The sequence below is a fragment of the Halorubrum rubrum genome, assembly GCF_024494685.1.
In the GTDB taxonomy this organism is placed as follows: Archaea; Halobacteriota; Halobacteria; order Halobacteriales; family Haloferacaceae; genus Halorubrum; species Halorubrum rubrum.
In genome coordinates this window covers 339,791-354,149 of sequence record NZ_JANHDM010000001.1, presented here as the reverse complement: position 1 = coordinate 354,149, position 14,359 = coordinate 339,791, and the positions used below count along the sequence as shown (strand labels likewise).

Sequence of the window (14,359 nt, the reverse complement as noted above, 5' to 3'; positions counted from 1 at the left end):
TCCGACGGTTCACCCCCCGATCCACCGGGATTTAAGTAAGGGATCGGGACCGAGGTTCAGGTGTGATGAGCAAGGCACCCTCGACCCGCGTCCGTTCGCGCCGTTCCCGGAACCCCCGCGCCGCCTCGACGTCCGCCCGCGCCGACCGCGCCGACCGCACCGACCGCGCCGACCGCACCGACCGTGCCGACCGCACCGACCGCGCCGACCGCACCGACCGCACCGGTACCGCCGACGCCGCCGAGACGACCTCGTCCTCGACCGCCGTCCGCGACGAGGAGTGTCCCGAGTGCGGCGGGCGCACCGAAGTCGACAGCGCGGAGCGCGCCTGCGTCGACTGCGGGCTCGTCCTCGAGGCTGACCGGATCGATCACGGCCCCGAGTGGCGCTCCTTCTCCGATGACGACACGGACCCCAAGCGCACGGGCGCCCCCCTGACGCGGTCACGTCACGATCGCGGACTCTCGACGAAGATCGGCCGCTCGACCCGGCTCAAGGGGCGCAAGCGCCGCCGGATGGCCCGGATGCGCACCCAGCACAACCGCGCGCGGATCTCCACGAAGCGCGACCGCAACAAGGTGTACGCCTACACCGAGATCCGACGGCTCACCGGCGCGCTGGGGCTGCCCACGAGCCTCCGGGACACCGCCTGCGCGCTGTTCGACTCCGCGCAGTCGGAGAGCCTGCTCCGGGGGCGCTCGCTGGAGGGCTTCGCCGCCGCGTGCGTCTACGTCGCCTGCCGGACCGCCGACGTCGCCCGGACCGTCGGCGAGGTGTGCGCGGAGGCGAAGGCGACCGAGGCGGAACACCGCGCGGCCTTCGACGCGATGAACCGCGAGCTCGGCCTCCCGATCGGTCCGGCCGCGCCCGCCGAGTACCTCCCGCGGTTCGCGAGCGAGCTCGAGGTCGACTCGAGCGTCGAGGCGCGCGCCCGCGAACTCGCCGACCGTGCCGTCGAGGAGGGGATCGCGAACGGTCGCAACCCCGTCGGCGTCGCCGCCGCCTGCCTGTACACCGCGGCGCGCCAGTTCGACGCCGACTACACCCAGCAGGAGACCGCCGACGTCGCGGGCGTGACGCCCGTGACGGTCCGCCGGACGTACGTCGAACTGCGGGACTGACCGGGCGTCCACGGGCGGACGTTCCTCGAACCGCGCTCCTCTCTCCTCGACTCGGACGGAACCTCCCCGACCCGTCCGCCGAGTCTGAGGAGGCGTGAGGTGCGGGTGCGGTTCCGCGAGCGAGGAGAGATCGACGGTCCCTCCGCCGGCCGACGGCGGAGCCGCCGGAAGCGAAACGACCGACCTCCGGCGGTCGCGGGACGCGCCGCCGCGTTCCGGAGTTGGTTCGCGAGACCGCTCTGCGGCGTCAAAACGACGGACGAGCCGTCGTCCGTGACGCTCCGCCGGGCGACCGCGATCGCGTCAGCGGGGACCGCGAGGGCGGATGGAGGGCAGGGGAGGGCGGAGCGGGTGCCGCGCCCGCCCGACGGGGCGTCACGCGTTTCGATCGATGCCCGGTCGATGATTCTACGTTAGCCATGGATAGTCCGGACGAACCGTACGATCCGCACGACATGCGGGATCCGTGACGGCTCCTGGAGGGCCGTGGACGGTTCGTGCGTCGCCCGTCGAGCGATCCGGCGACGCGCTCAGGGCTCGCCGAGCTTGTGCTGGAACGCGAAGAAGACGCGCCGGCCGGTCTCCGTGAGGTGGACCGTGTCGGAGCGCCCCACGTCCTCCAACTCGACGTAGCCGCGGTCGCGGAGCGGCGAGAGCACGTGCGTCTCCAGCGCGCGGTACTTCGCGGTCCGGCTCTCGCCGGCCTCGCGCAGGAACGCCAGGTCGCGCTCGCGAGCCCACTGGATCAGGTTCCACTTGTCCGTCGTCACGTTCCGGTCGGTCCGCTCGCGGAGCCGGCCGAGCACCGCGACCTGATCCGTCGTCGGCGCGTCCATCGGGTACAGCGGCAGGTCGACCGTCTCCGCGACGCCGGCGGTGAGCGGCGTCTCCGCCACGTCGTGGCGGTGGACCTCGGGCTCGACGCTGTAGGGCCGCGCGCCGACGACCATACAGCCGATGGCGACGCCGACCGCCGCGATCCGCGGGCCCGTCGAGACGTTGGCGAACAGCCGGTCGCCGTCGGGCTCGCCGGCGTCGTGGCGAGCGGCGACGGTGGTCGTCACGCCGAGCACGTCGTACACGTCCGCGAGCTCGACGGGCAGCGCGCGGACCGCGGCGAACTCGGCGGTCTCCGCCCACGCGTCCCGCTGGTACTCCGTCAGCCGGTCGACGTCGACGCAGTTCTCCTCCGGGCCGGCGGCGGCCGCCTCGAAATCGACCGTGCCGCGATCGGCCTCGCGGTCCGGGACGTCCGCGAGCAGGTACACCACGTCCGCGCCGTGGCTGCGGAGGGGCTCGACTATCCGGTCGTGTTCGTGGCCGAGTGGCACGACGTGGACGCGCCGTTCGGCGACGCGGGGGACCGTTGTGTCCATGCGTTCTCTCCCCGCGGGGAGAGGTTAAATGCCCCCGTACCGGTTCCGGTCCGCCTCGACCGGGTCCCCCGGTCTCCGGAGCGCTCCGTACCGATCACGTGGCGTGGGGACGGCTCCCACGAAAACCGTTAAGCCCGGCTGTCGCCTACGGGGCTTCATGAGCGCTGACCGGTCCGCGTTGCGGCGGGCCATCGAGCGCGGCGAGCGCGACGGCGGGGCGATCGAGTTCAAGGAACGGCTCACCCGCGAGGTCCACCTGGCGGACGGTCGCATGGAGTCGCTCGTGGCACAGCTCCGCCACCGAGTGCTCTCGGGCGACGGCGAGGCGACGTACGTCCTCGGCGTCACCGACGACGGGGGGCTCGCGGGGGTCCCGCCGGACGCCTTCTCGGAGACGATGGACGTCCTCTCGCTTCTGGCCGAGGAGGCGGACGCCCACATCGCCGACGTGGAGACGTGGAGCGCGGGGGCCGACGGGGACGGCGACGCCGCGGGGCTCGTCGGACTCGCGACCGTCCGGGAGGGCGGGATGTTCGAGGCCGACGACGACCACCTCGTCGTCGGGACGGCCGGCCACGTCGACCACGGGAAGTCGACGCTCGTCGGGACGCTCGTCACGGGCCGGGCCGACGACGGCCAGGGCGGTACGCGCGGCTTCCTCGACGTTCAGCCCCACGAGGTCGAGCGGGGGCTCTCCGCGGACCTCTCGTACGCGGTGTACGGCTTCGTCGACGACGCCGACGACGCGGTTCGGATGGACAACCCCCATCGAAAATCCGACCGCGCACGGATCGTCGAGGAGGCGGACCGGCTGGTGTCGTTCGTCGACACGGTGGGTCACGAGCCGTGGCTTCACACGACGATCCGCGGGCTGGTCGGTCAGAAGCTGGATTACGGCCTGCTCGTCGTCGCCGCCGACGACGGCCCGACGGCGACGACCCGCGAACACCTCGGGATCCTGCTCGCGACCGAACTCCCGACGATCGTCGCGATCACGAAGGCGGACGCCGTGACCGACGAGCGACTCGCCGCGGTCGAACGCGAGGTGGAGTCGACGCTCCGGAACGCCGGCCAGACGCCGCTTTTACTCGACCGCCACGACGTCGACGTCGCGGTCGCGGAGGTGGGCGACGGGGTCGTTCCCGTGGTTCGAACCAGCGCGGTGACGAAGGAGGGCGTGGATACGCTCGACCGGCTGTTCGAGGCGCTGCCGAAGCGCGCGACGCCGGAGCGCGGGACGTTCCGGATGTACGTCGATCGAAGCTACAAGGTGACGGGCGTGGGCGCGGTCGCGTCCGGCACGGTCAACTCCGGGACGGTCGAGGCGGGCGACGAGCTCCTCTTGGGTCCGATGGCCGACGGCTCCTTCCGCGAGGTCGAGGTCCGCTCGATCGAGATGCACTACCACCGGGTCGACAAGGCGAAGGCCGGCCGGATCGTCGGGATCGCGTTGAAGGGCGTCGACGAGGTGGAGATCGAACGCGGGATGGCGCTCGTTCCCCGCGAGAGCGACCCCGATCCGGTTCGGGAGTTCGACGCGGAGGTGATGGTGCTCAACCACCCGACGCGGATCCGCGAGGGGTACGAGCCGGTCGTCCACGTCGAGACCGTCTCGGAGGCGGCGGCGTTCGCGCCCGAGGAGGGGCGACTGCTTCCGGGCGACACCGGCCGGACGCGGGTCCGGTTCAAGTTCCGGCCGTACCTGATCGAGGAGGGACAGCGCTTCGTCTTCCGCGAGGGATCGAGCAAGGGCGTGGGAACCGTCCGCGACGTGGAGCCGGACGGTTCGGTCGGGGCCGACGGTTCGGGCGGCGGAACGTAGGAACCGCTTCCCGAAAAACGGGAATCGGGGACTGAACGACCCGCCCCGCCGACGCGCAACTAGACGTACTCGAGGATGTCCCGGAAGTTGATCGCGACGGCCAGCGCGGCGCTGACGACCAGCACGATGATCGTCGCCATCGGGTCCATCGCCTCCGTCCCCTGTGAGTACACCACCATGCCGTACATCTCTTTGGTGAGCGCGTCCATGGTTCCGCCGACGAAGAAGACGCGGATGAAGTCCTCGAACGAGCGGAGCCAGGCGAAGATGAAGCCCGCGGCGATCGCGGGCGAGATGATCGGGAGGGTGACGTCCGTCAACACGCCGCGTCCGTCCGCGCCGAGGTCGCGTGCTCCCTCCTCGAGCTTGCGGTCGAACACGGCGAGCCTGGCGACCACGGGGAGGACGATGAACGGCAGCCCGTACACGGAGTGAGCGAGCACGGTCCCGAAGAAACCGGGAGAGAGCCCGATCACACGGAACAGGATCAGAAGCGAGATCCCCATGATGATCCCTGGCATCAGGAGCGGGACGATGACGAGCCCCCTGAGCATCTTCCTGCCGCGGAACTCGTGGCGGGCGATGGCGAACCCCATCGGGACGCCGATCAGCGTCGCGACCGAGGCGGACACCGTCGCCACGAACGCGCTCTGTCTGGCCGCCATGAGGAGTCCCTCGTTGGTGAACAGGCTGACGTAGTTCTGGAGGGTGACTCCCTCGAACGGAAACAACACCGCCGAGTTCTCCATGAACGAGAGCGCGATTATCTGCGAGAGCGGGAGCCAGAGGAAGACGACGATCCCGATCGTCAGCGCCCACATGCCGTAGGAGGCGATCGCACTCACGAGCCGGTCGACGGAGACGGTTCCCGCCAGTCCGGGCTCGCCGACGAGACGCGAGAGCCGACCGTGTCCTTCACTGTCCGCCATGGGTCACCCCATCGCCTCCAGGCTGGTGGTACGCATCACGATCGCGAACGCGATCAGGGTCGGGATGATGAGGAACAGCGACCCCGCCGCGCCGTAGTTGATGGCGTACAGCTCGTTTATTCTGGCCGTGAGCACCTCGGCGATCATGGTGAACTTCCCGCGCGCGAGGAACTGCGGCGTGATGAACGTCCCGAGCGCCGGGACGAACACGAAGACGCACCCGGTGATGAGCCCCTGTGCCGAAAGCGGGATCACGACGTCCCTCGCGATCTCGATCCGCGTCGCCCCGAGGTCCCGCGACGCCTCGATGACGCCGTAATCGATCCCCTCGAGACTCGAGTACAGCGTCAACAGCATGTACGGGAAGAAGGCGTGGGTGAGCGAGATGACCACCGCCGCGAGCCCGTACTCGAAGATCCCGAGCGGCTCGGAGGTCAGGGGAGTCGCGACCAGTGCCGAGTTGATCAGTCCCTGGCTACCGAAGAGCGAGAGCCAGGAGTAGATGCGCACGATGAAGATGGTGAAGAAGGGCACCAGGACCGCGAACAACACGACCTTGAACCGCCGTCCGGAGAGTCGCGTGAGCAGGTACGCGACCGGATACGCGAGGACGACCGTCAGGAACGTGGTGGCCGCCGCGATGCGCAAAGAGAGGAAAAACGAGTCGACGAACGGCGTCTGGAGGAACCCGCTCTCCCCGACGAACAGCTCCCGGTAGTTCGACACCGAGAAGGACCACACCACGTCGTAGGAGCTGTTGATCTCCGCGAAGCTCACCATCACGAGGAACGTCGTCGGGACCAGTATCAGCGTGAGCAGCCATCCGACTCCCGGTCCCGCCATGATCGCGAGCTTCGCCCGCTTTCCCCGCCGTTCGAACGCGTCGCCGAGCTCCTGGATGGTGCTCATATCGTTCTCACGCGTTCTTGACCCGTTCGAACATCTCGATCCACGTGTCGTCCCGCTCCGCGGGCTTGAACGGGATCATTCCATCCAGGATCTCCGGCTCGATCTGGAGCGACTCCGTTTCGATGTTGTCCATCGCGTCCTGGGACGCGTTCATGATGTTCCGATTCTCTGATAATTCAGCGCCGGTTTCGGGATCGATGTACTCGTTTAACACCTCGAAGGCGGCCTCCTTGTTCTCGGAGCCGGCGGTGACGACGGCCCCCTCGAACCAGGTCAGTTCCTCCTCGGCCGGCTGGGAGAACTCCACGCTCTCGACGTCGTTCATGATCCCCACGTGCGTGCTCCGGTTCGCGAACGACGCGATGAGGTTCCCGTTCTGGTAGTCCTGCGTGAGCGTCTCCTCGTCGTGGATGAACCCGAGGAGGTTCGGCTTGAAGTCGATCAGCGTCTCCTCGATGTTCGTGAGCTGCTCGTCGGTGAACGACACCGTGTCGCCCTCGAACGCCTCGGTGTAGCCGAGCGCGAGCCCCGTCGCCATGATCGACTTGTAGTAGCCGTCGTACAGCGTGATGCTGCCGGTGAGGTCGACACCCTCGACCTCCTCGCTGAAGAGCACGTCGTAGGAGTGGTCGTGGTCCTCCGGGAGCACCGAGCTGTCGTAACCGTACGCGTACCACCCGAACTGGACGGGGAGCCCGTACATCTCTCCTCCGTCGGAGAACTGTCCCTCGGCCGCGCTCTGGAACGTGGGATACAGCGCGTCGAAGTTGGTCATCACGTCCATGTCCACCGGTGCCGCCAGGTCCGCGTCGATGAACCGCGGGACGTACTCGTTGTTCGGGATGACGATGTCGTACTCCTCGCCGCCGCCCGCGTTCACGGTGGAGAACATGTTCGCCGAGCCGTCCGCCACCGAGACCTCGAGCGTGACGTCCTCGAGCGCCTCCTCGATCTGGTCGTTGACCGCGTCGTAGCCCGTCCACGTGAGGATCGACACCGTCGTCGCTCCGCTACCGCCCATACACCCCGACAGGCCCGCCATACCCGTAACGCCGGTCGCGCCTGCCGCCTTGATGAATTGCCGTCTGTCTACCATCGTCAACCGACTTCTACTTCTATGTAATAAATCTATCCTGACTAACACATGAACATTGGGAAATCGTCCTAATACTCCTATGAACAATACTTCGATGAAGACATACAGATCGATCATCCACTTCTGTGGGCGGCGTGAGACGTCCGCTACCGCCGCGAGACGCGAGTGCTCGAACGTTATCTTCCGTATGTCGTACTCTACCGGTGAATATGTTATACTTACAAATAACAATCCGATTAAGGTGTATGTATTATCAAAAATATACGAGTTGATCGGAAGAAAGCTTGAATACGTGTCGTCCGGTCGGTCGCGGTATGACGACACCAACGACGGCAGTACAGCTCGACGGCGTCCGTAAGGAGTTCGGCGACACGACCGCGGTCGACGGGATCGACGTCGACCTCCAGCGCGGCGAGTTCTTCTCGCTGCTCGGTCCGTCCGGCTGCGGGAAGACGACCACTCTGCGGATGATAAGCGGCTTCGAGACGCCCACCGACGGTTCGATCCGCATCGAGGGCGAGGACGTCGTTCACCGCCCGCCGAACAAGCGGAACACGAACCTAGTGTTCCAGAGCCTCTCGCTTTTCCCGCACATGACCGTCGCCGAGAACGTCGGGTATGGATTGAAGAAGGACGACGTCGACCCGGACGAACGCGAGCGGCTCATCGAGACGTACCTCGACATCGTGGACCTCTCCGGCTACGGAGACCGGAAGCCACAGGACCTCTCCGGTGGACAACAACAACGCGTGGCGATCGCGCGTGCGCTGGTGAACGAACCGGACATCCTGCTTCTCGACGAGCCCCTCTCGAGTCTCGACCGGAAGCTGCGCCAACAGATGCAGGTCGAACTCCAGGAGATCCACGACCGCGTCGAGAGCACGTTCTTCTACGTGACACACGACCAGGACGTGGCGATGAGCATGTCCGACCGGCTCGCCGTCATGAACGACGGGCGGATCGAACAGATCGGCACGCCGAGGGAGATCTATCGCGAGCCGTCGACCGCGTTCGTCGCCGACTTCATCGGCGACACGAATCTGCTCAACGGCGTCGTCGAGAACACGACGCACCCGCCACGGCTCGAGCTCGACGCCGAAACCGAGATGACGATCGATCTGGGCGACTCCGCGGTGAAAGGCGACGTGATCGCCTCCATCCGGCCGGAGGAGGTCGATCTCGTGGAGCCGGGTGCCGGCACGATAGACGGCACGATCGTCAACCGTTTCTTCCACGGCGACCGGACCAATCTGGTGGTCGAACCGCACGACGACTCGCTTCCGGAGTTCGACGTCGCCGTCCAGGGACGGTCGGAGCTGCCGGACTCCGAGGAGGTCTCCGTCGAACTCAATCCCGACGCGATGAGCGTGTATGCGAAGTAGCCGTCCCGCCCGCCCGCTCGCGGTCGTGGGATCGACGGCGACCCCGATCGACTCGAAAGGGCGTATCGAACCCGCGAACGGACCTCCCGACGCCGCATGAAGGGGAGCGTGGACCCCGAGACCGACGTCGCCGAAGCGAACGTGCTGGTACACCACAGCGTCCCGGCCGTCTTCGGTACCGACTTCGTTCGAGGACTGTACTCCCGGATCGATGCCGCGCTCCCGTCGACGGACCGGATCGAGACGGCGGCGACGGCCGCGGAGTCCCGCGGGGCGGTCGGCGACGTCGACGTCGTCTTGACCGTCCGGCCGATCACCGACGACCTCCCCGACGGGACGGCTCCCGACTGGGTCCAGACGCTCAACTCCGGGGTAGACTCGTACGACCTCGACGAGCTCGCGGATCGGGGCGTCGCGGTGACGAACGCCGCGGGCGTCGCGGCGAACCCGATCGCCGAACAGGTCCTCGGCTACCTGCTCGTCTTCGAGCGACGGATCCACACGGGGATCCGCCAACAGGAGCGGGACGGCATCTGGCGGCGCTACTCCGCGGGCGAGATCCGCGGGAAGACCCTCGGGATCGTCGGCGTCGGCGCGATCGGCACGCGCGTCGCCGAGTTGGCCGCCGGGTTCGACATGGACGTGATCGGGACGAAGCGCACTCCCGAGACAGCTCCGGCGGTCGTCGACGAGGCGTATCCGCCCTCCGGGCTCCCGGAGCTTCTCGCCCGCTCGGACTACGTCGTCCTCGCGTGCCCTCTCGTCGAGGCGACTCGCGGACTGATCGGTACGGAGGAGTTCATGTCGATGCGGTCGGACGCGGTCCTCGTGAACGTCGCACGGGGCGAGGTGGTCGAGGAGTCCGCGCTCGAGACCGCGCTCCAACAGAGCCGGATCCGCGGGGCTGCACTCGACGTCTTCGAGGAGGAGCCGCTGCCGCCCGAGTCGCCGCTTTGGGACCTGCCGAACGCGATCGTCACTCCCCACATGGCGGGAACGACGCCGAAGTACGCCGACCGGATCGGCGACCTGTTCGTCGAGAACTACGCGCGGTACGCGGCCGGGGAACGCGACGAACTACGGAACCTGGTCGTCGGATGACTGCCCCTCGGGCGGCTCAGTCGCCCGCCCCGATCGCGGGAACCTCCGCACGCACCGCGGTCGCCAGCGCCGCGATCCCCTCGTCGATCGCGGCGGGCGGGACGTGGCTGAACGACAGCCGCGCGTGACGCGTGCCGTTGTCGCCGGCGTAGAAGAACGAGCCGGGGAGGTACGTCACGCCCTCGTCGATGGCGTCGGGGAGCATCCCTTCCGCGTCGACGCCCTCGGGGAACTCCACCCAGACGAAGAATCCGCCGTCCGGCTCGCTCCACGTCGTTCCCGGCGGCATCCGATCCGCGAGGCTCTCCATCATCCGATCCCGTCGCTCTCGATACCCCGCACACAGCTCCTCGATGGCCCGATCGAGCCGGCCTTCCTCCGCGTATCGGGCGATGAGCCCGCGGGTGTAGCTGGGCTCTCCGCCCGCGTTGATCCGGTCGAACTGCTCGACGAACGGTTCCTCGGCGATGATCCATCCGGTTCGGACGCCCGGAGCGACCGTCTTCGAGAACGTGTTGATCCGGATCGCCCGCCCGGTCCCGTCGAGCGCCCTGATCGGCGGCGGCTCCGTCCCGTCGTACCGGAGCTGTCCGTACGGGTCGTCCTCGAGGACCAGGAAGTCGTACGTCTCCGCGAGCTCGAGGAGCCGCTCGCGTCGACCCTCGGGAAGCGTCACGCCGGTCGGGTTGTGGAAGTTGGGGATCGTGTACAGGAGCTTCGGCAGCGGGTCGCCCGCCTCCTCGCGGGCCGCGAGGTCGGCGGCGAGCGCCTCGACGTCGAGCCCGTTCTCGTCCATCTCGCAGTCCTCGATGTCGACCCCGTAGTTACGGAACAGCCGCAACGCGCCCATGAACGTGGGTGCCTCGACGAACACGGTGTCGCCGCGGTCGAGGAAGGTCTGACACGCCGTGTCTATCGCGTTCGTCGCGCCGTTCGTCAGGTGGACCTGCGAGGTCGTACAGTCGATCCCGCGGTCGCGGGCCCGCTCGACGATCACCGCCGGGAGCGCGTCCGCGTACTCGCCGCCGCCGTACTGGAGCGCGCGATCCCCCTCGTACTCGAAGAGGGACTCGGCCGCCGAGACCAGCTCCCCGTTCGGGAACGACTCCGGATACGGGAAGCCGAAGCTCAGCGGGACGGCGTCCGCGTCCCGGATCGATCGCCACGCCCCGTACACGGAGCCGTCCATCGTCTCCCGGACCGTCTCGCTGAACAGGTGATCGAGGTCGTCCGATTCGGATCCGTCCATTCGATATCGTCTACCGAACCCGTCTTCACTAACATAAACTTATTGTCCGGATTGTTCGAATATTCAATCACATATTGACAATATAGTTCCTATCTATTGTGCTTACCGTGCTCCCTTGTGGACGAACGCTGATGCGCCTCTCGTGGATCCGGGCGTCGCGTTCGTGGGGACCCTCCCCGTGGAAGCCCCCGGTCGGGTCACTCCGCCACCGAGGCCAGCTCCATCAGCGGGTAGCCGTCGACCGTCTCCATCCGCGCGTCGACGACGACGCCCTCGTAGTCGATCCGCATCTCGACGTCCATGAGCGAGCCCGTCAGCTCGGTGTAGCCGTTCGCGTGGTCGATCGCGTCCGCGACGCGGTCGTCGTGGATCGTCACGTCGACCGACTCACAGAACGGCTGGTTCTCGATCGCCTCCGCCATCGCGGCCTCCAGGCTCCGCGTGCTCGCCGGGCTCACGGGCGTCCCCGCGAACTGGTGGTACAGCGAGCCGAACTTGATCCCCGCCTCGAAACACGCCTGTTGGGCGTCGGTGGCCATGGTCGAAGGCGCGGTCCGGCGGCGTAAGAAGCTTCGGAGCCGCCTCGTTTCCGGGGACGGAGCGGTGCGGGTTCCCGCGTCACCCGCCGGCTTCGATACGCTTTACCCACGCGCCGCGCCTCGTGGACGTAAATGAACGAGAACGGCCGGTCGATCGTGGCGTTCACGATGGTGTCCCACGCGATCGTCCACACCTACGAGCTCTCGATCCCGATCCTCGTCGTGATCTGGCTCTCGGAGTTCTCCGCGACGACCGCGGCGATCGGCACCATCGTCGCGGTCGGCTACGCGCTCTTCGGGATCGGGGCGCTCCCGAGCGGCCTCCTCGCCGACCGCTACAGTACGAAGTCGATGGTGCTGATCGGGCTGGCCGGAATGGGCGCGTCCTTCCTGCTCTTGAGCGCCGCGCAGGGGACGGCGACCATCGCGCTCGCGCTCGCGCTGTGGGGCGTCTTCGCGAGCGTCCACCACCCGGCGTCGCTCTCGCTGATCTCGACGGGCGTCTCCGAGAGCGGCACCGGCTTCGCGTACCACGGGATGGCCGGCAACCTGGGGATCGCGTTCGGACCGCTCGTCACCGCCTCGCTGCTCATCGTCTTCGACTGGCGGCTCGTCTCCGCGCTGCTCGTCGTGCCCGCCGTGCTCGCGGTCGCGTACGCGCTGACCGCCGAGTTCGACGAGATGGCGGCCGTCGACGTCGGCGGGGACGACGGTGGCGACGCCGACGACGAGGCCGCGGACGACGGTCGCTCCGGCGCGCCCGACTCCCTCGCCGGGTTCCTCGCCGACAGCCGGGCGCTCTTCACCCTCGGGTTCGCGCTCGCGATGGCGGTCGTCCTCATGAACGGGGTGTTCTACCGCGGGGTGCTCACCTTCCTGCCGGACGTGCTGGGCGGCTATCTCCCGGACGTCTCGGAGACGCTCGGCCTCTTCGCGCCCGACAGCCCGATGGCCGAGGAGTTCGACCTCGCCTCCTACCTCTACGCGGGGCTGTTGACGGTCGGGATCGCCGGCCAGTACGTCGGCGGGAAGCTCACCGACCGGATCCCGGTGTCGGCGGGGCTGGCGGCCGTCTTCGGCGCGCTCGTCGTCCTCGCCGTGGCCTTCATCCCGGTCGCCGAGGCCGGGCTCTGGCCGCTCGTCGCCATCAGCGCCGTCTTCGGCTTCGTGCTCTTCTCGATCCAGCCGCTGTATCAGGCCGCCATCGCCGTGTACAGCCCGCCGGACGGGCGCGGGCTCTCGTACGGCTACACCTACCTCGCGAACTTCGGGATCGGCGCGGCCGGCGCGGCGCTCGCCGGCTTCCTCCTCGACGCCACGACCGTCGGGCGGACGTTCCTGCTCTTGGCCCTCGTCCCGGCGGCGGGGGCGACGGTCGCGCTCACGCTGTACACCGTCGTCGACGCGGGGTAGGCGGCGGTCGACGACCCGACGACGAACGGAAGGCGTTAGGCCCGCGGCGCGAAACCGACCCGCATGGACACGCTGTGTATCACGGGCGGACGGGTCCTCCACCCTGACGGCCGCGTGCGCGAGGGTGACGTCGTCGTCGACCGGGAGACGGGGACGGTCCTCGCCGTCGGCGGAGACGACGCGGTCGCCGACCACGTCGACGACGCCGCGGAGATCCTCGACGCGACGGGCGGACTGGTGATCCCCGGTCTGGTCAACGCGCACACCCACGTCTCGATGACCCTGCTGCGCGGCTACGCGGACGACAAGCCGCTCGACGCGTGGCTTCGGGAGGACGTCTGGCCCGCGGAGGCGGAACTCACCGACGACGACATCGAGGTCGGGGCCGAGCTCGGCGTCCTCGAGATGATCCGGTCGGGGACGACCGCCTTCGCGGACATGTACTTCGCGACCGACCGCGTCGCCGACGTGGTCGACCGCGCGGGCGTTCGCGCGCGCCTCGGCCACGGGGTCGTCACGGTCGGGAAATCGGAAGCGGAAGCGGTCGCGGACGTCGAGGAGAGCCTCGCGGTCGCCGCCGACCTCGACGGGGCCGCCGACGGCCGGGTGCGAACCGCGTTCATGCCCCACTCGCTGACGACGGTCGGCGAGGCGTACCTCCGCGAGGGGATCGAGCGGGCCGCGGCGGAGGACGTCCCCGTCCACCTCCACGCAAACGAGACGCGCGCGGAGGTCGACCCGATCCTCGAGGAGCGCGGCGAACGACCACTCGCGTACGCCGACGACCTCGGCGCGCTCGGGCCCGAGAACTTCCTCGCCCACTGTGTCCACGTCGACGACGCGGAGATCGAACTGCTCGCCGACACGGGGACCGCGGCCGTTCACTGTCCGGCATCGAACATGAAGCTCGCGAGCGGGATGGCCCCCGTTCAGCGCCTGCGCGAGGCGGGCGTCACCGTCGCGCTCGGGACCGACGGGGCGGCCTCGAACAACGACCTCGACCTGTTCGACGAGATGCGCGACGCCGCGATGGTCGGCAAACTCGCCGCGGACGACGCGAGCGCGGTGCCCGCGGAGGCCGTCGTGGAGATGGCGACCGCGGGCGGCGCGGACGCGCTCGGCCTGCCCGGCGGGCGGATCGCGGCGGGAGCGGCCGCCGACCTCGCGGTCGTCGACCTCGATCGGCCGCACCTGACGCCGGTTCACGACCCGGTCTCGCACCTCGCGTACGCGGTCCGCGGCAGCGACGTGCGTCACACCGTCTGTGACGGGCGCGTCCTCATGCGCGACCGGGAGGTGCTGACGCTCGATTCCGACGCGATCCGCGCCCGCGCCGCCGCGGCCGCGAGCGACCTCGTCTCGCGGGTCGAGGAGGCGTCCTGAGCTGGCGACCGCTTAAGCCGCATGCCGCGGCCAGTCGGC

12 protein-coding genes are annotated in these 14,359 nt (G+C 68.6%); 6 read left to right on the top strand and 6 right to left on the bottom strand.

What is annotated here, in order from left to right:
* The first annotated feature begins 65 nt into the window (after window positions 1-65).
* A complete protein-coding gene (locus NO889_RS01805; RefSeq protein WP_256410533.1) occupies window positions 66-1,121 on the top strand; it encodes a transcription initiation factor IIB in 1,056 nt (351 codons plus the stop codon).
* Window positions 1,122-1,651: 530 nt separating this feature from the next.
* On the opposite strand, the gene NO889_RS01800 is transcribed toward NO889_RS01805, so the two are convergent.
* Entirely contained in the window at window positions 1,652-2,497 is an 846-nt protein-coding gene (locus tag NO889_RS01800; protein ID WP_256410532.1) for an HFX_2341 family transcriptional regulator domain-containing protein, read from the bottom strand.
* Window positions 2,498-2,654: 157 nt separating this feature from the next.
* Here NO889_RS01800 and NO889_RS01795 point away from each other — a divergent pair, with 157 nt between their 5' ends.
* Window positions 2,655-4,319, top strand: a complete 1,665-nt coding sequence (locus tag NO889_RS01795) for a GTPBP1 family GTP-binding protein (protein WP_256410531.1) — start codon at window positions 2,655-2,657, stop codon at window positions 4,317-4,319.
* Between the two features lie 59 nt (window positions 4,320-4,378).
* On the opposite strand, the gene NO889_RS01790 is transcribed toward NO889_RS01795, so the two are convergent.
* The 3 genes from NO889_RS01790 to NO889_RS01780 are packed head-to-tail and all read right to left on the bottom strand — an operon-like array spanning window position 4,379 to window position 7,253.
* Window positions 4,379-5,248 carry an ABC transporter permease gene (locus tag NO889_RS01790; protein WP_256410530.1) on the bottom strand — a complete coding sequence of 290 codons (870 nt, stop codon included), beginning with the start codon at window positions 5,246-5,248 and terminating at the stop codon, window positions 4,379-4,381.
* A gap of 3 nt (window positions 5,249-5,251) precedes the next feature.
* Entirely contained in the window at window positions 5,252-6,157 is a 906-nt protein-coding gene (locus NO889_RS01785) for an ABC transporter permease (protein ID WP_256410529.1), read from the bottom strand.
* A 7-nt stretch (window positions 6,158-6,164) separates the two neighbouring features.
* Window positions 6,165-7,253, bottom strand: a complete 1,089-nt coding sequence (locus NO889_RS01780) for an ABC transporter substrate-binding protein (RefSeq protein WP_256410528.1) — start codon at window positions 7,251-7,253, stop codon at window positions 6,165-6,167.
* Between the two features lie 314 nt (window positions 7,254-7,567).
* Here NO889_RS01780 and NO889_RS01775 point away from each other — a divergent pair, with 314 nt between their 5' ends.
* Both NO889_RS01775 and NO889_RS01770 read left to right on the top strand, forming a co-directional pair.
* Window positions 7,568-8,635 carry an ABC transporter ATP-binding protein gene (locus NO889_RS01775; RefSeq protein ID WP_256410527.1) on the top strand — a complete coding sequence of 356 codons (1,068 nt, stop codon included), beginning with the start codon at window positions 7,568-7,570 and terminating at the stop codon, window positions 8,633-8,635.
* 96 nt (window positions 8,636-8,731) lie between these two features.
* Complete coding sequence (locus tag NO889_RS01770; RefSeq protein WP_256410526.1) at window positions 8,732-9,736, top strand: D-2-hydroxyacid dehydrogenase; 1,005 nt, start codon at window positions 8,732-8,734, stop codon at window positions 9,734-9,736.
* A 16-nt stretch (window positions 9,737-9,752) separates the two neighbouring features.
* On the opposite strand, the gene NO889_RS01765 is transcribed toward NO889_RS01770, so the two are convergent.
* The gene (locus NO889_RS01765) at window positions 9,753-10,985 is read right to left on the bottom strand and encodes an aminotransferase-like domain-containing protein (protein WP_256410525.1); all 1,233 of its coding nucleotides are present in this window, start codon (window positions 10,983-10,985) and stop codon (window positions 9,753-9,755) included.
* 197 nt (window positions 10,986-11,182) lie between these two features.
* Window positions 11,183-11,524 carry a dihydroneopterin aldolase family protein gene (locus NO889_RS01760; RefSeq protein WP_256410524.1) on the bottom strand — a complete coding sequence of 114 codons (342 nt, stop codon included), beginning with the start codon at window positions 11,522-11,524 and terminating at the stop codon, window positions 11,183-11,185.
* A gap of 132 nt (window positions 11,525-11,656) precedes the next feature.
* On the opposite strand from NO889_RS01760, the gene NO889_RS01755 reads away from it, so the two are divergent.
* Entirely contained in the window at window positions 11,657-12,937 is a 1,281-nt protein-coding gene (locus NO889_RS01755; protein WP_256410523.1) for an MFS transporter, read from the top strand.
* A 63-nt stretch (window positions 12,938-13,000) separates the two neighbouring features.
* Window positions 13,001-14,320 carry an amidohydrolase gene (locus NO889_RS01750; protein WP_256410522.1) on the top strand — a complete coding sequence of 440 codons (1,320 nt, stop codon included), beginning with the start codon at window positions 13,001-13,003 and terminating at the stop codon, window positions 14,318-14,320.
* The last annotated feature ends 39 nt before the right edge of the window (window positions 14,321-14,359 follow it).